Raw genomic sequence first — 24,253 nt, forward strand, 5'->3', positions numbered from 1 at the left:
GCCAAAGCCCTTTGCGGCCCTGCCGCCGACCCCCTCAACCCCCTCGATAGAACATGAACGAAGGCCACCCCGTCCAGGCCCTGTGGTGCGATCCCGCCGACGGCGTCGTCGCGCGGATCGTGCGCGCGCTCGGCGAACGGCAGCTGCATGCGGCGCGCACCGTGGTGCTGGTGCCGTATGCGCAGCTGATGGCGGTCGCGCGCGGCATGTGGGCGCGCTGCGGCAGCCCGGGCTTCGTGCCGCGGTTCGAGACCACGCACAACTGGGCGCGCAGCGCGGGTGGGTTCCTGCCGTCCGGCTACGACATCGCCTTCGACATGGCGCGCGACCTGGTCACGGCCCAGGGCCTGCTCGCGCAATCGGGCTTCCAGGCCGAACGCTTCGCGCTCGCGGGGCGCGTGGTCGAGCTGGCCTACCAGCTGGCGCCGCTGGCATCCGCCGTGGCGCCTGAGGTGCGGGGCGGCGACTGGGCCCAGGGGGCGTCCAAGGTGGCCGATGCAGGCAGCGAGTCGGAGTGGTTCCGCATCGAGAGCGCGCTGATCCGCGTCGCCGTGGCCTGGGCCGCGAACTCGGGCTACGCCACCGACGTGCTGCTGCGCGACGCGGCGCGCACGCAGGCCGATGCGCTGATCGTGCTCGAAGGCTTCCAAACCGATCCGCTCACGCAGGCCCTGTGCGCGCTGTGGGGCGACCGCGCGATCCGCATTCCGCTCGTGCCCGCCGATGCCCCGCCGTCTGCGGCCCACGCGCACGTGGCGCTCGACCCCGAGGACGAGGCCCAGCTGGCCGCCGCCTGCGTGCTGCAGCATCTGGCCGAGGGTCGCGCGCCGGTCGCGCTCGTCGCCACCGACCGCGCGCTCACCCGCCGCATCAGTGCGCAGCTGAGCACCCAGGGCATCGTCACGCACGACGAAACCGGCTGGAAGCTGTCCACCACGCGCGCCGCCGCCACGCTGATGAGTGCCTTGCGCGCTTGCGCGCACGACGCAGCCACCGACCAGGTGCTCGAATGGCTCAAGAGCGGCGCCGAGGTCGATGGGTTCGCCGTGCAGTCGCTCGAAATGCGCCTGCGGCGCGAAGGCGTGCGCGACTGGCAGGCCTGGTGCGCGTTGATCGCGCGCAGCGACAAGCCGCAGGACGAAGGCCTGCGCACGTTCACCGCCACCATCGAAGCCCGCCGCGCCCCGATGGCGCGCGCGCGCTCCCTGGCCGAGTGGCACCGCGCACTGCGCGAGCTGCTGACGGCCGGCGAGCAGTGGGACGCGCTCGCCGCCGACTTCGCGGGCGCCAAGGTGATCGCCGCCCTCTGGCTCGATGCCGACGCGCATGGCGAGGAAGACGAATTTCCCGGCGGGCGCCACAGCCTGGCCGAGTTCACGGCCTGGGCGCGCGACGTGCTCGAAGACGCCAGCTTCGTGCCGCCCGCCGGCGACGAGGCGCCCAAGGTGTCCGTGCTGCCGATGTACCAGCTGCTGGGCCGCGTCTTCGGCGCCGTCGTCATTCCCGGCTGCGACGACCGCCGCATGCCCGCGTCGCCCGAGCCGCCGGGCAACTGGAGCGCGGCGCAGCGCCTCGACTTGGGGCTGGCCTCGCGCGAGGTGCTGGAGACCGCGCAGCGCGCGGCCTGGGCCATGGCCACGCGCAACCCGAACTGCGACCTGGTCTGGCGCCATTCCGACGCCAGCGGCGAGCCCGTGCGGCCGAGCCCGCTGGTGCAGGCCCTGCAGCTCGCCCACGCGCTGCAGCCGGGCGTCGATCCGCGCACGCCGCGCGACGTCGCCGTCACACCGACCCTGCGGCCCACGCCCTCGGGCGCGCTGCTGCCGCTCACGAATGTGTCGACCAGCGTCTACGAAGACCTGCGCCGCTGTCCCTATCGCTTCTTCGCGCTGCGCCAGCTGGGCCTGCGCACCGCCGATGAGCTCGATGCCGAGGTCGACAAGCGCGACTTCGGCAACTGGCTGCACGCGGTGCTCGGGCAGTTCCACGAGACCTTGCGCGACGCGCCGACAAGCGATGCGCAAGCGCGCGCCACGCTGCTCGCCGACACTGCGCGCGATGTCACGCAGACGCTCGGCTACTCCGACGCCGAGTTCCTGCCCTTCGCCGCCGCGTGGCCGGCGGTGCGCGACGGCTACCTCGACTGGCTCGCGAAACATGAAGCAGACGGGGCGGTCTTCGTCGAGGCCGAGCCCTGGAAAGAGCAGCCCCTGGGCACCCTGCGGCTGGTCGGCCGGCTCGACCGCGTCGACCGCACGGCCGACGGCCAGCCCTTCGTGATCGACTACAAGACCGAGACCGCCTCCGTCACCAAGGAGCGCGTGAAGGACCCGACCGAGGACACGCAGCTCGCCTTCTACGCCGCGCTGGTGGCCGACGACACCTTGCGCGCGGCCTACGTCAACGTGGGCGAGAAGTCGTCCGGCACGCAGACCGTCGAGCAGCCCGCCGTGGTCGAGGCGCGCGATGCGCTGGTGGCCGGCATCATCGACGACTTCGCGCGTATCGCGCAGGGCGCGCCGCTGCCGCCACTGGGCGAGGGCAGCGTCTGCGACTTCTGCGCCGCGCGCGGCCTGTGCCGCAAGGATTTCTGGGAGGTCACGCCATGAACGGCGCTGCCTACGAACACAACGGCCGGCACGTCGCGCGCGAGGCCTTCTACACCGTCGCCTGCGATCCGCGGCGCTCGGTCGCGGTCGAAGCCTGCGCGGGCGCCGGCAAGACCTGGATGCTGGTGTCGCGCATCGTGCGCGCGCTGCTCGAAGAGGGCGATTCCGCCTGCGAGCCGCACGAGATCCTGGCCATCACCTTCACCAAGAAGGCCGCCGGCGAGATGCGCGAGCGGCTCGACCAGTGGCTCGCGCTGTTCGCCGAGCTCGATCCGGCGGCGTCGCAGCGCGAGCTCGTGATGCGCGGCATGACACCCGAAGCCGCGCAGGCGGCCGTGCCGCGGCTGCAGGGGCTCTACCGGCGCCTGCTCGAAGGCGGGCGCCCGGTGCAGTTCCGCACCTTCCACGCGTGGTTCGCGGGCCTGCTGCGCAATGCGCCGCTCGCCGTGCTGCGCGAGCTGGGACTGCCCGCGAACTACGAGCTGCTCGAAGACGATGCCGAGGCGCGCAACCACACCTGGCGGCCGTTCTTCGAGGCTGTGACCGGCGACGCGCGCGCGCTGGCCGACTACTACGCGGTCGTCGCCACGCACGGCCGCTCTCAGACGGCGAAGGCGTTGGGCGAAGCGCTGTCGAAGCGGGTCGAGTTCTCGCTGTCCGACCCCCAGGATGCGGTGACGCCGTTCGACGTGCTGTACCCGGCCCTGCAGGGGTTGGAGGTGCCGACCGACGCGTTGCGCGGCGAGGCCGTGCGCCGCCGTTGGCTCGACCGCGCCGCCGCCCTCGGCCGCGAGGCCAACAAGACACCGCAGAAGGCGGCCGAAGCCATCATCGACGTGTTCGGCACCAGTGAGCCCGCGACCGATGCGCTGACCGATGCGCTTGCCGTGCTGCGCAAGACCTTCTTCGTCGCCACCGAAGACCGGCTCACCAAGAACCTGCAGAAATTCCCCGCCGCGCAAGAGGCCGAGACCGAACTGCAGCTGCTGTGCGCCGCGCAGGCCCAGCACGCGGCATGGCTGTACCAGCAGCGCATGACGCGGCTCACGCGCCTGCTGATCACCGCGTTCGGCGAGGTCAAGCGCGCGCACGGCTGGGTCGACATGAACGACGTCGAGCAGGCCGCGCAGCTGCTGCTGGGCCAGTCGGCCCTGTCGGGCTGGGTGCAGGAGCGGCTCGACGCGCGCGTCGCGCACCTGCTGATCGACGAGTTCCAGGACACCAACCCGCTGCAGTGGCAGGCGCTCTACGGCTGGCTCAGTGCCTACACCGGCGCGGGCGGCAGTGCGCCGCGCGTGTTCATCGTGGGCGACCCCAAGCAGAGCATCTACCGTTTTCGCCGCGCCGAGCCGCAGGTGTTCATCGCCGCCAAGAAGTTCGTGCGCGAAGGGCTCGGCGGCGAACTGCTCAACTGCGACCACACGCACCGCAACGCGCGCGCCGTGGTGGGCCTCGTCAACAGCGCGATGCTGGCCGCGCAGGCGGTCGGCGAGTTTGACGGCTACCGCGCCCACACCACCGAGCGCGGCGACGACGGCGAGCTGCTGAAGTTGCCCGCCATCGACCGCGATGCGCTCGACACCACGGTGGCCGCCGCGCCGGCCGACGACGGCATGCTGCACTGGCGCGACAGCCTCGTCACGCCGCGCGTGCTGCCCGAAGAACAGCTGCTGCAGAAGGAATGCGAACAGGCCGCGCGCTGGGTTGCGCAGCGCATCGCCGACGGCACGCCGCCGCGCCAGATCATGGTGCTGGCGCGCCGCCGCAGCCGGCTGTCGGCCATGCAGGACGCGCTGCGCCGTCGCCACATCCCCGTGCAGCAGCCCGAGAAGAACGACCTGAACGATGCACCCGAAGTGCAGGACGTGGTCGCGCTGCTCGACGCGCTGGTGTCGCCCGCGCACGACCTGTCGCTGGCGCGCGCACTCAAGTCGCCGCTGTTCGGCATCGACGACGACACGCTGGTGCAGCTGGCGCGCTGCCAGCGCGAGACGCCGGTCGCCAGCTGGTTCTCGCTGATCCAGAAGGGCGAAGGCCTGCCGCCCGTGCTGACCGAGGCGGGCGTGCAGCTGCGCCGCTGGCAGCGCTGGCTGATGGCAATGCCGCCGCACGACGCGCTGGACGCGATCTTTCACGACGGCGACGTGCTCGCGAAGTTCGGCGCCGCGGTGCCGGCGGCCTTGCGCCAGAGCGCGCTGGCCAACCTGCGGGGGCTGGTCGCCGCCTCGCTCGACATCGACGGTGCGCGCTTCGCGACGCCTTATGCCCTGGTGCGAGCCTTGCGCGCGGGCGGTGTGCGCGCGCCCACCGTGGCCGCGCCCGAGGCCGTGCAGCTGCTGACCGTGCACGGAGCCAAAGGCCTTGAAGCCGACACCGTGCTGATGCTCGACTGCGACGCGCCGCCGCCGCGCGCGCAGACCATGGGCGTGCTGGTCGAGTGGAAGGGCAGCGACAGCGCGCCGACGCGCTTCGTGTTCCTGGCCAGCGAGAAGACCCCTCCGGCCTGCGCCGCCGCGCTGCTCGAAGAGGAGCAGCGCGCGCGTCACCGCGAAGAACTCAACGGGCTCTACGTGGCGACCACGCGGGCGCGCGAGCGGCTGGTGCTCTCGTCGGTGAAGCCGTCGCGTGCCAACGAGGGCAGTTGGTGGGCGCGGCTGGAGCCGCTGTGCGAGCCGACCGAGGCCGATGAGCCGCTGGTCGAAGCCTCCGCCGCCGGCGAGACCGGAGTGGGCACCTTCGCGATGAAGCGCCTGCCCGCACCGCTCGTGGCTGCAACCGGTGCGCCGCCCGAAAAGAAAAAGGCACAAGACGCCACGGTCGACGCACGCGCCGCCGCGTTCGGCCAGGCCATGCACCGGCTGCTCGAATGGGCGGTGCCCGGCGAAGCCTTGCCACCGGCCCATGTGCGGGCGGCTGCGCGCGAATTCATGCTCGATCCGCAGCAGGCACGTGGCGCCGCGGCGCTGGCCCAGCGTATCCGCGCGGGCGCCGGGGCCTGGGTGTGGGACGATCGCAGCATCGACTGGCATGGCAATGAAGTCACGCTGGTCCACGAGGGCGATACCTTGCGCATCGACCGGCTGGTGCGCGAGCGCGCCACCGGCGCATGGTGGATCCTCGACTACAAATCGGCCGCGCGCCCCGAACGGGACGCGGCCCTGATCGCACAGATGCAGCGCTACCGCGCTGCCGTGCAACATGCCTACCCCGGTGCCACGGTGCGCGCCGCGTTCCTGACCGGGCAGGGCGAACTGGTGAATCTCGAATGACTGTTTCTTCTACCGTCGCCGTCATCGGCGGCGGACCTGCCGGCCTGATGGCGGCCGAAGTGCTGAGCGCGTCCGGCGCGCAGGTGCATGTGTACGACGCGATGCCCTCGGTGGGCCGCAAGTTTTTGCTGGCCGGCCGCGGCGGCCTCAACCTCACGCACTCCGAGCCCTTCGACGTGTTCGTGACCCGCTTCGGCGAGCGCCGCGCGCAGCTCGAGCCGCTGCTCGCCAAATTCGGTCCGCAACAGGCGCGCGAGTGGGCGGCCGGACTGGGCATCGAGACCTTCGTCGGCACCTCGGGCCGCGTGTTCCCGACCGACATGAAGGCCGCGCCCTTGCTGCGCGCCTGGCTGCATCGTTTGCGCGCTGCGGGCGTGCAGTTCCACATGCGTCATCGCTGGGTGGGTGGCGGGGCCTTCGATGCGAACGCGCTGCGCTTCGCAACGCCGGCGGGCGAGGTCACCGCCAGGGCCGATGCCGTGGTGCTGGCCCTGGGCGGCGCGAGCTGGGCGCGCCTGGGCTCCGACGGCGCGTGGGCACCGTGGCTGCAAGCGCAGGGCGTGGTGGTGGCGCCGCTGCTGCCCGCCAATTGCGGCTTCGACGGCGCAGGCTGGAGCGAGCATTTTTCGAGCCGCTTCGCGGGGCAGCCCTTCAAGTCGGTCGCGATCGCCTTCACCGACAGCCAGGGGCGTCACTTTGCGCGCAAGGGCGAGTTCGTCGCGACGGCCACGGGCATCGAAGGCAGCCTGGTCTATGCGGCGTCGGCGCTGCTGCGCGACGAGATTGCAGCGAACGGCAGTGCGACGCTGCTGCTCGACCTGCTGCCTGACCGCAGCGCCGAACAGGTGCTCGCCGCGGTGAAGCATCCGCGCGGCGCGCGTTCGCTGAGCAGCCATCTCAAGAGCCGTCTCGGCATCGAGGGCATCAAGGCGGGCGTGCTGCACGAAGCGCTGAGCAAGGAAGCGATGCAGGACCCGGCGCAGCTGGCGGCCACCATCAAGGCGGTGCCGCTGAAACTCGTCGCGACGCGGCCGGTCGACGAGGCGATCAGCACGGCGGGCGGCGTGCGCTTCGACGCGCTCGATCCGGCTTTGATGGCGACGGCGCTGCCCGGCGTGTTCGCGGCAGGGGAAATGCTCGATTGGGAAGCGCCGACCGGCGGCTACCTGCTCACGGCGGCGATGGCCAGCGGCGCGGCTGCGGCGCGCGGCGCGATCCAGCGGCTGGGGCTTTGAGCGAAGGCGCGCTCAACGCGAGCGCACGCACGGCCAGAAGAACACCTGCTCGGGGTCGTCCGCATCAAGGTTCTCGATGTGGCCGCTCTCCCTGAATCCGGCTTCTTTCAGCAGCGCGTGCATCGCCGTGTTGGAGCGGTTCGTGGAGGTGAAGAGCTTGGGGCGTTCGCAGATCGACTGGAAGTGATCGACGAGCCGCAGACCAAGTCGCCTGCGACGAAATCTTTCGCCGACCATGAGCATCTCGATGAAGCCGCAGTCGAAGAAGTGGTGGTGCAGCACGCCGTAGGCGGCGACCTCGCCATCCACCTCGATCACATGGCAGAAGCGATCCTCGATCCAGCCTTTGATCTGCACGGCGCGGCGCGCATCGTGCGCGGCCACGGTGTCGAGGCGCACCAACGCTTCGAGATCGCTGAGGCGGGCGGGCCGGATGTCCAAGTTCATGGATGGCTGCGCGAAGTTCTGGGAGTTTGAGGTGTCCGGGGTTGGTAACCCCTGGACACGGCGCGTAAGTTCTCTGCAAAGGAACTCACGGCTTCTGGATGTTAGGTTGACGAGCCTTACCCCTGGCACTGACTACGCAGTTAGGGCTGCTTGGTTCCCCACCTGACCCGGTTGGCCACTTCACCATGCAGGGAGGCCCGTCAGCCTGCATTCTAACCGCGCGGATTTGCCCCCTTGGCCGGGGCGTGAATCATTTCGACGGCGGATGGGAAACAAGCGTGAAGTGACCCCCGCCGCGCCTTTTAGAATGCCCGCAATGTCTTATCTCGTGCTCGCTCGCAAGTTCCGTCCGAAAACCTTCGGTGAGATGGTCGGTCAGGGGCATGTGGTCCAGGCGCTGGAAAACGCGCTGACGACGCAGCGCCTGCACCACGCCTATCTGTTCACCGGGACGCGGGGCGTGGGCAAGACCACGGTGTCGCGCATCCTGGCCAAGTCGCTCAACTGCCAGGGCCCGGACGGGCAGGGCGGCATCACGGCCACGCCCTGCGGCGTGTGCCAGGCCTGCCAGGACATCGATTCGGGTCGCTTCGTCGACTACACCGAGCTCGACGCGGCCTCCAACCGCGGCGTCGACGAAGTGCAGTCGCTGCTCGAACAGGCGGTCTACAAGCCGGTGCAGGGGCGCTTCAAGGTCTTCATGATCGACGAAGTGCACATGCTCACGAACACCGCGTTCAACGCGATGCTCAAGACGCTCGAGGAGCCGCCCGAGTACCTCAAGTTCGTGCTGGCCACGACCGATCCGCAGAAAGTGCCGGTGACGGTGCTGTCGCGCTGCCTGCAGTTCAACCTGCGGCCGATGGCGCCCGAGACGGTGCTCGAACACCTCACCAGCGTGCTGCAGACCGAACAGGTGCCGGCCGAGCCGCAGGCGCTGCGCCTGCTGGCGCGCGCGGCGCGCGGCTCGATGCGCGACGCGCTCTCGCTCACCGACCAGGCCATCGCCTTCGGCAACGGCGAGCTGCTCGAGACCGGTGTGCGCCAGATGCTCGGCAGCGTCGATCGCGGCCATGTGTTCCGCCTCATCGAAGCGCTGGCACAAGGCGACGGCAAGACCGTGGTCGACACCTCCGAGGCGCTGCGCCGCGACGGCATGTCCGCCGCGTCCACACTCGAAGAAATGACGTCTGTGCTGCAGGCCATGGCCGTGCTGCAGGCCGTGCCTTCGCGCGCCGAATCGGCCGACGCGGCCACCGATCCCGACGCGGCCGACACGGCGCGCCTGGCGTCGCTGATGCCCGCCGACGAGACGCAGCTGCTGTACAGCCTGTGCCTGCATGGGCGCGGCGAGCTGGGCCTGGCGCCCGACGAGTACGCGGCGCTGACCATGGTGCTGTTGCGGCTGCTGGCCTTCAAGCCCTCCCACGCGGCCGCCTCGACGGCCTCCACGGAAAAAAAAACTCTGAATGACGCCGGTGGCGCCGCGCCGCGGGCTCCCGCGCGCGAAGCTGCCCCGGTTTCCCGGCCTTCGGTGCCCGATTCGGCACCTGCCGCTGCGCCTTCGCAACCGCCCGCGCAACCCGCGCCGGCCGGCCAGCGGCTCGCGGTGGTCGATGCCCCGCAGCGCCAGCCCATGCCCCGGCCTGCCCCGCAGGAGGCGTCCGACGCCCCCGCGGCCCATGTGGTCGGCGTGCCGATCCGCGTGCAGCCGCCGCCCGGCCAGCGCGACGTGCCGCGCGAAGAAGAACAGCGCAGCACCTACACCCCGATTCCGCCGAGCGAAGAGGGCGACTTCTGGCATGCCACGGTCATGCAGCTGGTCGCCGCCGAAAGCGTGGCGGCGCTGGCGCGCGAGCTCGCGCTGCAGTCGCAGCTGGTGGCGCGCGACACCGACCAGTGGATGCTGCGCATCGAGCGCGAAACCCTCAACCAGCCGTCCAGCCGCGAGAAGCTCACGGCGGCGCTGCAGGGCCTCGGCCACAATGTGAGGCTGGCCATCGAGATCGGCGGCGTGGTCGACAGCCCGGCGCGCCGCAACAAGCAGGCGGCCGACGAGCGCCAGCGGGTGGCCGAGGAAGCCATCCGCAGCGACCCCGAGGTGCAGATGCTGATGCGCGACTTCGATGCGAAGATTGTTCCCGGATCGCTGAAGCCCCTCTGAAGCCGGCGCCGCAGTCGCCGCATTTTTCGACCGTATTCTTTCCATCACCAACCCATCACAGACAGGACCAACGATGTTCAACAAAGGACAACTGGCCGGCCTCATGAAGCAGGCGCAGGCAATGCAGGACAACCTCAAGAAGGCCCAGGAAGAACTGGCGCACATCGAGGTCGAAGGCGAGTCGGGCGCCGGTCTCGTCAAGGTCGTCATGACCTGCAAGCACGACGTCAAGCGCATCACCATCGACCCCAGCCTGCTGGCCGACGACAAGGACATGCTCGAAGACCTCGTGGCTGCCGCCTTCAACGCCGCCGTGCGCAAGGCTGAAGAAACCAGCGAGCAGAAGATGGGCAAGCTGACGGCCGGCATGCCCGGCCTGCCGCCCGGCATGAAGCTCCCGTTCTAAGCGACGCATGGCAGACGCCAGTTCGCTCGATGCGCTGGTCGATGCGCTGCGCCGGTTGCCCGGTGTCGGCGTCAAGTCGGCCTCGCGCATGGCCTTCCACCTGCTGCAGCACGACCGCGAGGGCGCGCAGTTGCTCGCGCGCGCGTTGCAGCAGGCGGCAGGCCAGGTGCGGCACTGCGAGCTGTGCAACACCTTCACCGAAGCGCCGATCTGCCATGTCTGCATGGACTCGCGGCGCGACGGCACCAAGCTGTGCGTGGTCGAGACGCCGGCCGACCAGGCCGCGCTCGAACGCACGGGCGCCTTTCGCGGCTATTACTTCGTGCTCATGGGCAAGCTCAGTCCGCTCGACGGCATCGGGCCGAAGGACATCGGCCTGCAGAAGCTGTTCGACCGCGCACGCGACGGCACGGTGAGCGAGGTCATCCTCGCGACCAACTTCACCGCCGAAGGCGAGGCCACGGCGCACGTGATCGGCGAGGCGCTCAAGCAGCACGGGCTCACCGTGACGCGTCTGGCGCGCGGCGTGCCGGCCGGCAGCGAGCTCGAGTACGTCGACCTCGGCACGATCGCGCACGCGCTGGTCGATCGCCGCTGACGCGCGGCCTGTTCAAGGCCGCGTTCGTTCTTTCCTTTTGTTGTCGTCACCATGACCTTCTCACTGCTCACCGTCGCCTACTGGTGCGTGTTCATCGCCTGCGGGCTGCCGTACCTCGCGGCATGGATCGCGAAGGCGGGCAGCTTCGGCGTGCGCGACAACATGCATCCGCGCGACTGGGCCGCCAAGCAAAGTGGCTGGCGCGCACGCGCCAACAGCGCGCAGGCCAACAGCTTCGAAGGCCTGCCGTTCTTCATCGGCGCGGTGCTCATCGCGCACCAGCTCGGCGTGGCGCAGGCGCGGCTCGACATGCTCGCGGTGGCCTACGTGGTGCTGCGGGTGATCTATCTCGCGCTCTACATCCGCGGCGCGCCGAGCGCGCGCAGCGCGGTCTGGGCACTCGCGTTCCTGGTCAATATCGCGATACTTTTTCTGGCGCGATAGCGCCTTGGCGAAGGCTTCTCCAGGAGGCCTTCGTGCTTACGTGAAAACCCGCACGGGATGACCCCGATGCAGGCCCACAGGGCGCACGCCTAAGCTCGATTCAGTTCACCAGAATCACAGAGCCCGCAGGACCGCGCCATGCTTCATCGCAGAACCCTCATCTCCGCCTCCGCAGTCGCTGCCGCAGCGATTGCATTGCCGCGGGTCTTTGCGCAGCAGGCCAAGCTGGAGAAAACCAAGGTCTCCATCGCGGTGGGCGGCAAGGCGGCGTTCTACTACCTGCCGCTCACCATTTCCGAGCAGCTGGGCTACTTCAAGGCCGAAGGGCTCGAGGTGGAAATCTCCGACTTCGCCGGCGGTGCGCGTGCATTGCAAGCGGTGGTGGGTGGCTCGGCCGACGTCTGCTCGGGCGCCTACGAACACACGATCAACCTGCAGGCCAAGAACCAGTTCTTCCAGGCCTTCGTGCTGCAGGGCCGCGCACCGCAGATCGCGGTGGGTGTGTCGACGAAGAACATGGCGGGCTACACCGGCATCCAGGACCTGCGCGGCAAGAAGATCGGTGTCTCGGCGCCGGGCTCGTCGACCAACATGGTGGCCAACCTCGTGCTCTCGCGCGGCGGCCTCAAGGCCAGCGACGTGAGCTTCATCGGCGTGGGTGTGGCGGCCGGTGCGCTCACCGCGCTGCGCTCGGGCCAGATCGACGCCATCAGCAACACCGACCCGGTGATGACGATGCTGGAGCAGAAGGGCGACGTGAAGATCATCAGCGACACGCGCACGCTCAAGGGCACCGAGCAGGTGTTCGGCGGGCCGATGCCCGCGGCCTGCCTCTACGCGCCGATCGATTTCATCCAGAAGCATCCCAACACCTGCCAGGCGCTGGCCAACGCGATCGTGCGCGGCCTCAAGTGGCTGCAGACGGCGGGGCCGGGCGACATCATCAAGACGGTGCCCGAGACCTACCTGCTGGGCGACCGCGCGCTGTACCTCGCGTCGTTCGACAAGGTGCGCGAGTCCATCGCCACCGACGGCCTCGTGCCGGCCGAGGGACCGAAGACGGCGCTCAACGCCATCGCGAGCTTCGACACCTCGGTCAAGGCCGACAAGATCGACCTCGCCAGGACCTACACCAACGATTTTGCAAAGCGTGCGAAAGACAGGTTCAAAGCCTGATTGCGAACGTTCAGCAACCCGGCTTCGGCCGGGTTTTTTCTTCCGGAGCGCCATGTCCGACTACGCCCTCGAACTCCTTTCCATCCGCTGCACCTTCCATTCGAAGGACGACCCGGGCCAGCGCTACACGGCGGTGGACGACACCACGCTGCGCATCGGCGCGGGTGAGTTCGTCTCGGTGGTCGGGCCCACCGGCTGCGGCAAGTCGACGCTGCTGAACGTGGGCGCGGGCTTGCTCGAGCCATCGTCGGGCGGGGTGAAGGTGTTCGGCCAGCCGCTCACGGGCGTGAACAGGCGCGCGGGCTACATGTTCCAGACCGAGGCGCTGATGCCGTGGCGAAGCGCCATCGACAACGTGAAGGTGGGACTGCAGTACCGCGGCGTGCCCGACGCCGAGGCGCACGCGCAGGCCGAGGCGTGGCTGTCGCGCGTGGGCCTCACGGGCTTCGGCGACCGCTACCCGCACCAGCTCTCGGGCGGCATGCGCAAGCGCGTGGCGCTGGCGCAGACGCTGGTGCTCGACCCCGACATCATCCTCATGGATGAGCCCTTCAGCGCGCTCGACGTGCAGACGCGGCAGCTGATGGAAAACGAAGTGCTCGAACTCTGGAGCGCGAAGAAGAAGGCCGTGCTCTTCATCACGCACGACCTTGACGAGGCGATTGCGATGAGCGACCGCGTGGTGGTGCTGTCGGCCGGCCCGGCGACGCGGCCGATCGGCGAGTTCGTGATCGACCTGCCGCGTCCGCGCGACGTGGCCGAGGTGCGCACGCAGCCGCGCTTCGTGGAGCTGCACCGCCAGATCTGGGAGGTGCTGCGCGACGAGGTGCTCAAGGGCTACGCGCAGCAACTGAGGAAGGCCGCATGATGCCGCGCCTCGATGCACGCCATGCGCGCTTCTGGCAGCTCGCGCTGCTCGCCGTGATTCTTGTGCTGTGGCACGTGGCCTCGCGCAACGACCAGATCGCGTTCTTCCTCGGCCAGCCGATCGTGGTGGCGGGGCGCATCTGGAGCTGGTTCCTGCCCTTCGAGGTGCCGCCGAACCTGCTGTTTCCCGAAGGCCTGAAGGGCAACGCCGACATCTACCGCCATCTGGGCACGACGCTGCTCGAAACGGTGCTGGCCTTCGGCATCGGCACGGCGCTCGGGTTGGGTTGCGGCCTGTGGCTGGCGCTGGCGCCCACGGCGAGCCTGATCCTCGATCCGTACATCAAGGCCGCCAACTCGATGCCGCGCGTGATCCTCGCGCCGATCTTCGCGCTGTGGTTCGGCCTGGGCATCTGGAGCAAGGTGGCGCTGGCCGTCACGCTGGTGTTCTTCATCGTGTTCTTCAACGTCTACCAGGGCGTGCGCGAAGTGAGCCCGGTGGTGCTGGCCAACGCGAAGATGCTGGGCGCCAACCAGCGGCAGCTGCTGCGCACGGTGTACCTGCCCAGCGCCACGAGCTGGGTGTTCTCCAGCCTGCACACCTCCGTGGGCCTGGCCTTCGTCGGTGCGGTGGTGGGGGAGTACCTGGGCTCGGCGCGCGGCGTGGGCTACCTGATCCTGCAGGCCGAGGGCACCTTCGACGTGAACACGGTCTTTGCCGGCATCGTGGTGCTCACGGCCTTTGCGCTGGCGCTCGACGGGCTCGTGGGGCTGATCGAGAAGCGGCTCATGAAGTGGCAGCCGCGCAGCGGGGAGACCGAGAAGCTCTGAGCCGCGCGCCCAATACCTTCAGTGGGTCTGGCGCGTCTCGGTGTTGACCTGCACCAGCGCGCGTCCCGCGAAGAGGCCGCCGGACATCTCGAGCACCAGCCGTTCCTTGTCGCGGCGGCGCAGGTCGTCGATCACTTCGTCGGCTTCCTCAGGCGTGGCGCCCAGCGCGACCACGCCTTGCCGGCCGAAGGCCATCGCCGATTCGAAGGTCTCGCGGATCTGGTAGTCGACGTCGAGCTTCACGAGCTCCACCGCATGCTCGCGGTCGAAGGCGCGCACCATCAGGTGCGCATGCGGGAACTCGGCCTTCACGTGTTCGGCGATGCGCGTGGCCACGGCGCGGTTGTCGATGCACACCATGATCGCGCGGGCGTTGTGCGCGCCCGCCGCGTGCAGCACGTCGGCGCGTGCGCCGTCGCCGTAGTACACCTTGAAGCCGAAGTCGGCGGCGTCGCGGATCACCTGCGTGTCGTTGTCGATGATCGAGATGGACGCACCGCGCGCCAGCGCGCCCTGGATCGCGATCTGCCCGAAGCGGCCGAAGCCGATCACGAGCACGTTGCCGGCCAGTTCCTCGGCTTTCTCCACGCCCTCCATCGAGGCCTGCGCGGTGGGCGCGAAGCGGCGATGCACCAGCACCACCAACGGCGTGAGCGCCATCGACAGCACGACCACCGCCGTCATGTTGGCGTTGACCGTCGGGCTGATGACCTTGGCGGCGAGCGCCGACGAGAACAGCACGAAGGCGAACTCGCCGCCCTGCGCCATCAGCACGGCGCGGTCGAGCGCATCGGCGGGCGAACTCTTGGCGAGCCGCGCCACGCCGTAGATGCACAGCGCCTTGACCACCATCATCGAGATCACGCCCGCGACGATGAGCTGCCAGTTCTGCGCCACCACCGCGAGGTCGAGCGACATGCCCACGCCGATGAAGAACAGGCCCAGCAGCAGCCCGCGGAAGGGTTCGATATCGGCTTCGAGTTGGTGGCGGAAGGTCGATTCGGACAGCAGCACGCCGGCCAGGAAGGCGCCCATGGCCATCGACAGGCCTCCGACCTGCATCAGCAGCGCCGCGCCCAGCACCACGAGCAGTGCCGCGGCCGTCATCACCTCGCGCGCCTTGGAGTTGGCGAGCACGCGGAACAGCGGATTGAGCAGCCAGATGCCCGCCGCCACCAGCGCCGCGAGCGCACCCACGGCAATGCCGATGCCGATCCAGCGCGAAGGTGCAATGGCCTGCTGCGCCGCATCGACCGGTGCGATGAAGGCGACGATGGCCAGCAGCGGCACGATCAGCAGGTCTTCGAAGAGCAGCACGGCGACGATCTTCTGGCCGCGCGGCGCGGCGATGTCGCCGCGCTCGCCAAGCAGCTGCATCACGATGGCCGTGGAGGTGAGCACGAAGCCCATCGCGCACACGAACGAGACGGCGAGCGGGAAGCCGAAGGCCATGCCCACGCCGGTCAGCAGGATGCCGCACACCACCACCTGCAGGCTGCCCAGTCCGAAGATGTCCCGCCGCATGCTCCACAGGTGCGACGGGCGCATCTCGAGCCCGATCACGAAGAGGAACATCACGACGCCGAGTTCGGCCGTGTGAAGGATGGTCTGCGGGTCGGTGAAGAGCCCGAAGCCGAAGGGCCCGATGGCCAGGCCCGCCGCCAGGTAGCCGAGCACGGAGCCCAGCCCGAGCCGCTTGAACAGCGGCACGGCCACGACGGCGGCCCCCAACAGCGTGACGACCTTGATGAGATCGCCCGCGCTTCCTTCGACTGCCATGGCCTGTCCTCCTGATGTCGCTTTTTTCGTCCGGGCCCGGCACCACCCGCCGGCAGGGCAGGGGTCAGCGCTTGCGCTTGGACGGCGTGCCGCCGCGCGGCTGGCGCACCACCGCCTGCTTGGCGCTGCTGCTGCCGCGTGCGGCGGCCTTCACCGGTGCGCCGCCGCGCTTGGACGTGACCACCGCCGCGCCCCGGCCGCGCGCGGGTGCCGCGCCCGAGCCGACACGCGCCGCGGGCGTGGCGCGCACCGGCAGGTACACGACCACGCTGTAGCCGCGCTTGAAGGCGTGGTTCGTATTGACGTCGTTCCAGTCGGCCACGGCCGCGGGCTTGAGGTTGTAGCGGCGCGCGATGCTCGCCACGTTGTCCGAGCGGCCGGCCTTGACGGTGGTGCGGCGCGTGATGATCTCGGGCTGGAAGCTCAGGTGGCCGCCGTCGGCCACGACCGCCGCCACGTCTTCCTTCACGCGCGCGCCGCGCGGCACGATCAGCGTGGAGCCGGCCTTGATGAGCATGCGCGGCGGCACGTTGTTGAGTGCGCGCAGGTCCGACTCGCTCATGCCTGAGCGCTGGGCGGCGTCGGCCACCGTCATGGTGGTGGGCACGACCCAGGCGGTCCAGCTGGCGTACTGGCCCTGCGTGTAGGCGTCGAAGTTGCGCTTGAAGACCGCCGCGTTGTCCCAGGGCAGCAGGATCTCGGAGGTGCCGGCCGCGATCAGCACGGGCTTGTGGGCGGCGGGGTTGAGCGCGCGGAAGTCCTCGATGCGCACGTCGGCCAGCTTGGCCGCCAGTTCCACGTCGAGGTCGCGCGTGAGCGGCACGGTCTGGAAGTAGGGGTGGTTGGCGATCAGCGGCAGCTCGGCGTTGAAGGCCTGCGGATTGGCCACGATGTTCTTCACGGCCTGCAGCTTGGGCACGTACAGCCGGGTCTCGGCCGGCATGGACAGGTCGCTGTAGGTGGTGGGCAGGCCCAGGCGCTGGTTCTTGGCGATGGCGCGTCCCACGCTGCCTTCGCCCCAGTTGTAGGCGGCCAGCGCGAGCTGCCAGTCGCCGAACATGCCGTAGAGCTTTTGCAGGTAGTCGAGCGCGGCGCGGGTGGAGGCCACCACGTCGCGGCGGTCGTCGCGGAAGATGTTCTGCTTGAGGTCGAAGTCGGTGCCGGTGGCGGGCATGAACTGCCACATGCCGGCGGCGCGCGCGCTGGAGACGGCCTGCGGGTTGAAGGCGCTCTCGATGTACGGCAGCAGCGCCAGCTCGGTCGGCATGTTGCGGCGCTCGAGCTCCTCGACGATGTGGAAGATGTACTTGTTCGAGCGCTCGGTCATGCGCTGGATGTAGTCGGGCCGGCTGGCGTACCACTGCTCGCGGTCGCGCACCAGGTCGCTCTCGAGGTTGGGCATCTTGAAGCCGCGGCGGATGCGGTCCCACATGTCGGCCGGCGGTGCCAGCGTGACCACGCTCTGCGAACGCGCCTGGCCGCTGGTCAGCGGGCTGAGGTTGCTGTCGCGCGGATAGATGGGCGTGGCGCTGCCCGAGGGGCGGGCGCCCGTGCCGCCGGCGGAGGCGCCAGCCTTGGCGGAGGTGGAGGAAGAAGCGCTGTTGTCCGTGCCCGCGCAGCCCGCGAGTACCAGGGAGCCTGCAAGGCAGGTGGCAACGATAAATTTCATCGGAAGTCGTTTTTCCATTGGCGCAGGGCGGCGAACACCTCGGCTTCGGCGGCATCCGCGGAAAGCTCGGCATGGGCCCGCACTGCTCGAAAGACGGTGGCTTCGCGGCTGCGAAGAAAGGGGTTGATCCGGCGTTCGATCGCCAGTTGTGAGGGCAGCGTGGGCTGCCCCTGTGCGCGCAGGCTTTCGCAATGCGCGTTGTAGTGAGTGAGTTCGTCGTTGCCGGGTTCCACGGCGCGGGCGAACTTCAGGTTAGCAAGTGTGTATTCGTGCGCACAGCACACGCGCGTGTCGTCGGGCAGCGCCGCCAGGGCGTCGAGCGAGGCGAGCATCTGCGCGGGCGTGCCTTCGAACAGGCGGCCGCAGCCGCCGGAGAAAAGGGTGTCGCCGCAGAACAGCACGGGGGCCTGCGCGGCCGAGGCCGGCAGGAAGTACGCGATGTGCCCGGCCGTGTGGCCCGGCACGTCGATGACCTCGAAGCGCAGGCCCAGGGCCTGCGCGATGTCGCCCTGCACCAGTGGCGTGAAGGGCTCGGGGATGCGCTCGCGCGCCGGGCCCCACACCTTCGCGCCTGTGGCCGCATGCAGCGCGGCCACGCCGCCCGTGTGATCGGGGTGGTGGTGCGTGACTAGAATCGCGGCCAGCTGCAGCTTGTGGTGCGCCAACGCATCGAACACCGGTTGGGCATCGCCCGGGTCCACCACGATGGCGTGGTGCCCGTCGTGCAGCATCCAGATGTAGTTGTCAGCAAAAGCGGGCAGCGGAACAAGGGTCATGAGCGGTCAAATTATAGGTTTGCAGGATTGGTTCGCGACCCCCCCCGGCCGCTACCTCCTGGCCTGGGAGCAGGCCCAGTTCGACGAGGCGGTGGCCGATGTTTTCGGTTACCACGCCTTGCAGCTCGGGGCCGCCGAGGTCGATGGGCTGCGCGCCAACCGCATGCCGCACCGCTGGCTGGCCCTGACCGACCCGGTGCGGGCTGGCAAGGCGACGCTGGTGACCGATTTCGCCGCCTTGCCGTTCGCGGCCAACAGCCTCGATCTGGTGGTGCTGCCGCACGCTTTGGAACTCAGTCCCGATCCGCACGCCACGCTGCGCGAGGTCGAGCGGGTGCTGGTGCCCGAGGGCCGGGTGGTGATCTGCGGCCTGAACCCGACCAGCCTGTGGGGCCTGCGGCAGCGCCGCGGGCACCTGTACCGCCGGCTGGGCCTGGGCGAGACCTTCCTGCCCGAGGCCGGCGAGTTCATCGGCTACTGGCGCATGCGCGACTGGCTGCGCCTGCTGAGCTTCGAGGTGGAGTCGGGCCGTTTCGGCATCTACCGGCCGGCGGTGCGCAGCGACGCCTGGCTGGAGCGCTCGCGCTGGATGGACGCCGCCGGCGAGCGCTGGTGGCCGATCTTCGGCGCCGCCTACTTCCTGGTGGCGGTGAAGCGCGTGCGCGGCATGCGCCTGCTGAGCGCCGACTGGCGCCGCAGCGGCGCGCGGGCGACGGCGCCGGTGCCCATCGCGGGCAAGGTGCACCGCAGCAAGCAGTGAACGAACGAATCCATGGACGCGGGCGGCATCGCCCGCATGACGCTAGAGAAAAAAGGAACAGTCAGTTTGAACGAAGTCGTGATCTACACCGATGGCGCGTGCAAGGGCAACCCGGGACCGGGCGGCTGGGGCGCGTGGCTCAAGTCGGGCCCCACCGAGAAGGAACTGTTCGGCGGTGAACTCAACACCACCAACAACCGCATGGAACTCACGGCGGTGATCGAGGGCCTGGCCGCGCTCAAGCGGCCCTGCAAGGTGCTGCTGTACCTGGACAGCCAGTACGTGCGCATGGGCATCACCGAGTGGATTCGCGGCTGGAAAGCCAAGGGCTGGCTTACCTCGACCAAGCAGCCCGTGAAGAACGTCGAGCTCTGGCAGAAGCTCGACAAGCTGGTGTCCGAGGGCGGCCACCAGATCGAGTGGCGCTGGGTCAAGGGGCACTCGGGCGATCCGGGCAACGAGCGGGCCGACATGCTGGCCAACAAGGGCGTGGACAAGGCCTTGGGCCGGATCTGACCCTCAGCGGCAGGGCCAGGGGCTAGATCAGCCCTTCGAAGACCATCACGTCGACCTCTTGCCCGGCGTCGACATGGCCCTGCTCGTGAGGCAGCACCACGAGCCCGTTGGCCTCGAGCATCGAACTCAGCACGCCCGACCCCTGGTGCGCCGCCACCCGCACCTCGGGCAATGACCCCGGCACCTGGCGCACGACGCCGCGCTGGTACTCGGTGCGCCCCGGCTTCTTGCGGATGGGCCCCGCGCTGCGCGCGCGCAGCAGCGGCGGCGGGGCGCAGGCTTCGTCGTGGCAGCCCATCAGCCGCAGCAGCGCCGGGCGCACGAAGGCCAGGAAGGCGACCATCGCCGCCACCGGATTGCCCGGCAGGCCGAACAGCACGGCCGACGTGGCCGTGGCCTCGCGCGGACGCGGAATCAGCCCCACCGCCAGCGGCCGCCCGGGCCGCATCGCGACCCGCCAGAAGGCCATGTCGCCCAGTTGCTGCATCACGTCGCGTGTGTGGTCGGCCGCGCCCGCGCTCACGCCGCCGCTGGTGACGATGGCGTCGGCCTCGCGCGCCGCGCGCTGCAGCGCGGCCGCGAGCGTGGCGGGATCGTCGTGCACCAGGCCGAGGTCGACCACCTCGCAGCCCAGCCGCGTGAGCAGGCCGAACAGGGTGTAGCGGTTGCTGTCGTACACGGCGCCTTCGCGCGGCGTGTCGCCCAGGCAGAGGATTTCGTCGCCGGTCGAGAAGTACGCCACGCGCAGCCGCCGCCGCACGGTCACGCGCGCCAGGCCGAGGCTGGCGACCATGCCGAGCGCGGCCGGCGACAGGCGCTCGCCGCGCCGCAGCGCCGCCTGGCCCTGCATCAGGTCTTCGCCGGCGAGGCGGCGGTTGTCGCCGCGGCCCAGCACGCGCGCCGGAAAGCAGACCTGGTCGCCGTCGACCTTGCAGAACTCCTGCGGGATCACGGTGTCCAGGCCGGCCGGCATCATCGCGCCGGTCATGATGCGCACCGCGTCGTTCGGCCCGAGCGCGCCGCGCCAGGTCGAGCCGGCCAGCGCCGTGCCCGCCACGCGCAGCGTGAGCGAATGGTCGATGGGCGCATCGGCCGGCAGCAGCGCGCCGTCGAAGGCGTAGCCGTCCATGGCCGAGTTGTCGTGCGGCGGCACGCTCACCGGCGAAACGAGGTCGTCGGCCAGCACGCGGCCGAGCGCGTCGCGCAGCGCGACCTCTTCGGTGTCGGCCACGGCCAGCGGCGCGACGAGGCGCGCGAGAAAGGCGGCGACGGTGTCGACGTCGAGGTCGCCCGCGTCGTAGTCCGCGAGGTCGGCGGCGATGGCGGCGATGCGGCTCATGGCTGTTCGAGCGTCTGCAGATCGGCCAGCGTGTTCGCGTTGAAGAAGGCGTCGGGCGCGTCGCCGGGGCGGTCGAAGGGAACGGTCAGGGCGTTGTGCTGCGCGGTCCAGGCGCCGACCTTGCGGCCGCCTTCCTCGACAAAGCGGCGCAGGCTGTCGCGCAGTTCGATGTGCAGCAGGCAGAACACCGGCTGACGACGCAGCACCGTGCGGCCGTCGGCCTCGGTTTCAGGCGCGGCGGCCATGGCGATGCGCGCGTGGGCGCCCTCGGCGGCCAGGGCTTCGGCCAGCCGCGCCGCCAGGTCGGGCGGAAAGCGCGGCGTGTCGCAGGGCACGGTGAGCAGCCAGGGCGTGGGGCAGTGCTCGAGTCCGCTCAGCATGCCGGCCAGCGGGCCGGGGTGGTCGGGCACGCTGTCGGCGAACACCGGCACGCCCAGCGCTTCGTAGGCCGCGAAATTCCGGTTGGCATTGACCAGCACGCCGCCGACCTGCGGGCGCAGCCGCCGCACGGCATGTGCGGCGAGCACTTCGCCCTGGAGCAGTTGCAGGCCCTTGTCGACTCCGCCCATGCGGGTGCCGCGCCCGCCGGCGAGCACGAGGCCCGTGATGTCGGCCGCTGCGATGGCCGGTGCGGTACCCATGGCTGGCGGCCTCATCCGCCGATGTAGCTCATCTCGACGCGCCGGGGCGCTGCCGCGTCGGGGGGGCTGTCGTCGGGGCCGCGCAGCGCGCGCAGCTCGGAATAGCGGTCGGCGCGGCCCTGCCAGATGTGGCCGATGGCGGAGGCGATGTCGCCGTCGCTCGCGCCGTCGCGCAGCATCGGACGCAGGTCGTGGCCCTGGCTTGCGAACAGGCACAGGTACAGCTTGCCCTCGGTCGACAGGCGCGCGCGGCTGCAGTCGTGGCAGAAGGCCTGGGTCACGCTGCTGATCACGCCGATCTCGCCGCCGCCGTCGGCATAGGCCCAACGCTGGGCGGTCTCGCCGGGCGTGGTGGCTTCGAGCGGCACGAGCGGAAACTCGGCCGCGATGCGGGCGATGACCTCGGCCGAGGGCAGCACCTCGTCCATGCGCCAGCCGTTGGTGGCGCCCACGTCCATGTACTCGATGAAGCGCAGCACGACCTTGCCGCCGTGGTGCTCGCGGAAGTAGCGCGCCATCGGCAAGATTTCCTGCTCGTTGGTGCCGCGCTTGACCACCATGTTGACCTTGATCGGGCCCAGGCCCGCGGCCAGGGCGGCGTCGATGCCGGCCAGCACGTCGGCCACCGGAAAGTCGACGTCGTTCATGTGGCGGAACACGGCGTCGTCCAGGCTGTCCAGGCTCACGGTCACGCGCTGCAGGCCGGCGGCTTTCAGCGCGGCGGCCTTGCGTTTCAGCAGCGAACCGTTGGTGGTGAGCGTGAGTTCGAGCGGGTCGCCGTCGGGCGTGCGCAGCTCGGCCAGTTGGGCGATGAGCCCCTCGATGTGCTTGCGCAGCAGCGGCTCGCCGCCGGTCAGGCGGATCTTGTGCACGCCGTGCGAGGCGAACAGGCGCGCCAGGCGCGTGATTTCCTCGAAGCTCAGCAGGGCGCTGTGCGGCAGGTACTGGTAGTCCTTGTCGAACACGTCCTTGGGCATGCAGTAGCTGCAACGGAAGTTGCAGCGGTCGGTCACGCTGATGCGCAGGTCGGTCAGCGGGCGGCCCAGCCGGTCGGCCAGCAGGCCGGTGGCGGGCACGGCGATGTCCGGCGCGGCCACGACGGCGTGGCCGGCCTGAGCGATCGGAATGACGGTGCTGCTGCTTTTCTTCATGGGGCGATGCCGATTTTGCGCCATGGCCCGCGACCGCGCGCCATGCGGGCTACTTCAGCACCGCGGCATAGACCATGTTGCGCGCGAGGCTTCGGTAGTGGGTGCGGTACTTGGGCGACTGCAGCATCAGCACGACGAACATCTCGTTCTTCGGATCGACCCACATGTAGGTGCCGCCCGCGCCGCCCCAGTTGTACTCGCCGCCGCCGGACGGGTAGGGCGCCTCGCCGTCGTTGCGGCGCACCGCGAAGCCCAGGCCGAAGCCGTAGCCCGGGCCCGGCAGGTACAGCGGGCCGGGCACGATGCCGGCGCCGGCGTTCGAATGGTCGGTCGTCATCAGCGCCAGCGTGCGCGGGCCGAGGTAGCGCGTGCCGTCGAGCGTGCCGCCGTTGAGCAGCATCTGCAGGAAGCGCGCGTAGTCGGATGCGGTCGACACCAGCCCGCCGCCGCCCGATTCGAACTTGCGCACGATGCGCGGGTCGTTCAGGTCGGCGCCCACGCCGAAGCTGCGATCGCTCGGCAGCGGCTCGGCGATGCGCGGCTGGCGCGCCGGCTCGGGCACGTAGTACGTGGTGTCCTTCATGCCCAGAGGGTCGAACAGGCGCGTCTTTTCGAACTGGTACAGCGACTGGCCCGACACCACCTCGACCACGCGGCCCAGGATGTCGGTGGAGTAGCTGTAGTCCCAGGTCGTGCCGGGCTGGTAGGCCAGCGGCAGCTTGGCCAGGCGCTGCGAGAACTCGGCGCTGGTCGGATCGCCGTCCGCCAGGTTGGCGGCGTTGTAGGCCTGCTTCACCAGCCCCGGCCCGAAGAAGCCGTAGGTCAGGCCCGAGGTGTGGCGCATGAGGTCCTGCACGGTGATCGGGCGGCGCGCGGGCACGGTCTCGAGCACCGGCTTGCCGTCGGTGCCGGGCTTCTCGATGCCGACCGTCATGCGGGCGTACTCGGGCAGGTACATCGCGACCGGGTCGTCCAGCTTCATGCGGCCGTCTTCCACCAGCATCATCGCGGCGACCGTGGTGATGGGCTTGCTCATCGAGTAGATGCGGAAGATGCCGTCGCGCGGCATCGGCGTGCCGGCGGTGGCGTCGAGCTTGCCGACCGGTTCGAACCACGCGACCTTGCCCTGGCGCGCGACCAGCAGCACCGCGCCGGGGATCTTGCCGGCGGCCACATCGGCCTTGAGCACGTCGGTGAGCTTCTGCAGGCGTTCGCTCGAGAGGCCCACCGACTCGGGCCGGGCGGTGGGCAGCGACTGGGCGGTGGCGAGCAGCGGCAGGGCGAGGCTCAGGCCGAGCAGGGCCGTGCGCACCAGGGCGCGGCGCTTCAGGAAGGTCATGCGTGTTGTCTCCGTCGGTGGTGGAAGGATGGAACCGGCAGGACGGTCTTGGCGCCGTCCGTTCGAACCGGTCGCGGGGCAGTGTATCGGTGGATGGGCCATAGGGCGGCACGCGACCAGCTGGCCGATTGGCGGCATCTATGGCGCCGATATCTTGACGCAGACAATGAGAATTACTATCATTTGAGCGCCTGAGTACGCAGCACAAGCACCACGCAAAGGGCTCTTTTCCAACAA

20 protein-coding genes and 1 other RNA gene are annotated in these 24,253 nt (G+C 69.9%); 12 read left to right on the top strand and 9 right to left on the bottom strand.

All coding sequences use genetic code 11. From position 1 onward, the window contains the following. The first annotated feature begins 53 nt into the window (after window positions 1-53). From AC07O4_RS03790 to AC07O4_RS03800, 3 genes are read left to right on the top strand one after another with little or no spacing between them, the layout of a single operon-like run. Complete coding sequence (locus AC07O4_RS03790) at window positions 54-2,609, top strand: PD-(D/E)XK nuclease family protein (RefSeq protein WP_495303791.1); 2,556 nt, start codon at window positions 54-56, stop codon at window positions 2,607-2,609. Next, window positions 2,606-5,878, top strand: coding sequence for a UvrD-helicase domain-containing protein (locus tag AC07O4_RS03795; protein ID WP_495303792.1), 3,273 nt, complete (start codon window positions 2,606-2,608; stop codon window positions 5,876-5,878). The genes AC07O4_RS03790 and AC07O4_RS03795 overlap by 4 nt, the downstream gene beginning before the upstream one ends. Further along, window positions 5,875-7,113 carry a TIGR03862 family flavoprotein gene (locus tag AC07O4_RS03800; RefSeq protein ID WP_495303793.1) on the top strand — a complete coding sequence of 413 codons (1,239 nt, stop codon included), beginning with the start codon at window positions 5,875-5,877 and terminating at the stop codon, window positions 7,111-7,113. Before AC07O4_RS03795 ends, AC07O4_RS03800 begins: the two co-directional genes overlap by 4 nt. A 12-nt stretch (window positions 7,114-7,125) precedes the next feature. Here the strand turns inward: AC07O4_RS03800 and AC07O4_RS03805 are convergent, their stop codons facing one another. After that, on the bottom strand, window positions 7,126-7,554 hold the full coding sequence (locus tag AC07O4_RS03805) for a GNAT family N-acetyltransferase (protein ID WP_495303794.1): 429 nt from the start codon (window positions 7,552-7,554) through the stop codon (window positions 7,126-7,128). 111 nt (window positions 7,555-7,665) lie between these two features. Further along, window positions 7,666-7,762, bottom strand: an RNA gene (gene ffs, locus AC07O4_RS03810) — signal recognition particle sRNA small type. A gap of 114 nt (window positions 7,763-7,876) precedes the next feature. Here ffs and dnaX point away from each other — a divergent pair. The 7 genes from dnaX (at window position 7,877) to AC07O4_RS03845 (ending at window position 14,046) form a co-directional block, all read left to right on the top strand. After that, the gene (gene dnaX / locus AC07O4_RS03815; protein WP_495303795.1) at window positions 7,877-9,724 is read left to right on the top strand and encodes a DNA polymerase III subunit gamma/tau; all 1,848 of its coding nucleotides are present in this window, start codon (window positions 7,877-7,879) and stop codon (window positions 9,722-9,724) included. A 73-nt stretch (window positions 9,725-9,797) separates the two neighbouring features. Continuing rightward, a complete protein-coding gene (locus AC07O4_RS03820) occupies window positions 9,798-10,130 on the top strand; it encodes a YbaB/EbfC family nucleoid-associated protein (protein ID WP_007836669.1) in 333 nt (110 codons plus the stop codon). 7 nt (window positions 10,131-10,137) lie between these two features. Next, on the top strand, window positions 10,138-10,728 hold the full coding sequence (gene recR, locus AC07O4_RS03825) for a recombination mediator RecR (protein ID WP_062473120.1): 591 nt from the start codon (window positions 10,138-10,140) through the stop codon (window positions 10,726-10,728). A 51-nt stretch (window positions 10,729-10,779) separates the two neighbouring features. After that, on the top strand, window positions 10,780-11,172 hold the full coding sequence (locus tag AC07O4_RS03830) for an MAPEG family protein (RefSeq protein ID WP_062473118.1): 393 nt from the start codon (window positions 10,780-10,782) through the stop codon (window positions 11,170-11,172). Window positions 11,173-11,310: 138 nt separating this feature from the next. Beyond that, complete coding sequence (locus tag AC07O4_RS03835) at window positions 11,311-12,348, top strand: ABC transporter substrate-binding protein (RefSeq protein WP_159271585.1); 1,038 nt, start codon at window positions 11,311-11,313, stop codon at window positions 12,346-12,348. A 52-nt stretch (window positions 12,349-12,400) separates the two neighbouring features. Then, complete coding sequence (locus tag AC07O4_RS03840; RefSeq protein ID WP_495303796.1) at window positions 12,401-13,216, top strand: ABC transporter ATP-binding protein; 816 nt, start codon at window positions 12,401-12,403, stop codon at window positions 13,214-13,216. Continuing rightward, window positions 13,213-14,046 (top strand): ABC transporter permease, encoded by an 834-nt coding sequence (locus AC07O4_RS03845; protein ID WP_062473112.1) that lies wholly within the window; start codon window positions 13,213-13,215, stop codon window positions 14,044-14,046. The genes AC07O4_RS03840 and AC07O4_RS03845 overlap by 4 nt, the downstream gene beginning before the upstream one ends. 18 nt (window positions 14,047-14,064) lie before the next feature. On the opposite strand, the gene AC07O4_RS03850 is transcribed toward AC07O4_RS03845, so the two are convergent. The 3 genes from AC07O4_RS03850 to gloB all read right to left on the bottom strand — a co-directional run bounded on the left by AC07O4_RS03850 (window position 14,065) and on the right by gloB (window position 18,270). Next, complete coding sequence (locus AC07O4_RS03850) at window positions 14,065-15,825, bottom strand: monovalent cation:proton antiporter-2 (CPA2) family protein (RefSeq protein WP_062473110.1); 1,761 nt, start codon at window positions 15,823-15,825, stop codon at window positions 14,065-14,067. Window positions 15,826-15,889: 64 nt separating this feature from the next. Next, window positions 15,890-17,494, bottom strand: coding sequence for a transglycosylase SLT domain-containing protein (locus tag AC07O4_RS03855; RefSeq protein WP_495303797.1), 1,605 nt, complete (start codon window positions 17,492-17,494; stop codon window positions 15,890-15,892). Next, the gene (gloB, locus tag AC07O4_RS03860; RefSeq protein WP_495303798.1) at window positions 17,491-18,270 is read right to left on the bottom strand and encodes a hydroxyacylglutathione hydrolase; all 780 of its coding nucleotides are present in this window, start codon (window positions 18,268-18,270) and stop codon (window positions 17,491-17,493) included. The genes AC07O4_RS03855 and gloB overlap by 4 nt, the downstream gene beginning before the upstream one ends. Between gloB and AC07O4_RS03865 the strand changes: the two genes are divergently transcribed. Together AC07O4_RS03865 and rnhA are read left to right on the top strand one after the other, a co-directional pair. After that, on the top strand, window positions 18,269-19,030 hold the full coding sequence (locus tag AC07O4_RS03865) for a class I SAM-dependent methyltransferase (protein ID WP_223301333.1): 762 nt from the start codon (window positions 18,269-18,271) through the stop codon (window positions 19,028-19,030). The genes gloB and AC07O4_RS03865 overlap by 2 nt on opposite strands. Before the next feature lie 66 nt (window positions 19,031-19,096). Further along, window positions 19,097-19,546: a ribonuclease HI gene (gene rnhA, locus AC07O4_RS03870; RefSeq protein ID WP_095745544.1), complete on the top strand. Its 450-nt coding sequence runs from the start codon at window positions 19,097-19,099 to the stop codon at window positions 19,544-19,546. 22 nt (window positions 19,547-19,568) lie between these two features. Here the strand turns inward: rnhA and moeA are convergent, their stop codons facing one another. The 4 genes from moeA to AC07O4_RS03890 are packed head-to-tail and all read right to left on the bottom strand — an operon-like array spanning window position 19,569 to window position 24,016. Further along, window positions 19,569-20,885, bottom strand: a complete 1,317-nt coding sequence (gene moeA, locus AC07O4_RS03875) for a molybdopterin molybdotransferase MoeA (protein ID WP_369629081.1) — start codon at window positions 20,883-20,885, stop codon at window positions 19,569-19,571. After that, window positions 20,882-21,526 carry a molybdenum cofactor guanylyltransferase MobA gene (gene mobA, locus AC07O4_RS03880; RefSeq protein WP_495303799.1) on the bottom strand — a complete coding sequence of 215 codons (645 nt, stop codon included), beginning with the start codon at window positions 21,524-21,526 and terminating at the stop codon, window positions 20,882-20,884. The genes moeA and mobA overlap by 4 nt, the downstream gene beginning before the upstream one ends. Before the next feature lie 11 nt (window positions 21,527-21,537). Then, window positions 21,538-22,677, bottom strand: a complete 1,140-nt coding sequence (gene moaA / locus AC07O4_RS03885; RefSeq protein ID WP_495303800.1) for a GTP 3',8-cyclase MoaA — start codon at window positions 22,675-22,677, stop codon at window positions 21,538-21,540. A gap of 49 nt (window positions 22,678-22,726) precedes the next feature. Further along, window positions 22,727-24,016 carry a serine hydrolase domain-containing protein gene (locus AC07O4_RS03890; RefSeq protein WP_495303801.1) on the bottom strand — a complete coding sequence of 430 codons (1,290 nt, stop codon included), beginning with the start codon at window positions 24,014-24,016 and terminating at the stop codon, window positions 22,727-22,729. Window positions 24,017-24,253 lie beyond the last annotated feature (237 nt).

The organism is Variovorax sp. GW821-FHT09D04 (assembly GCF_059416405.1).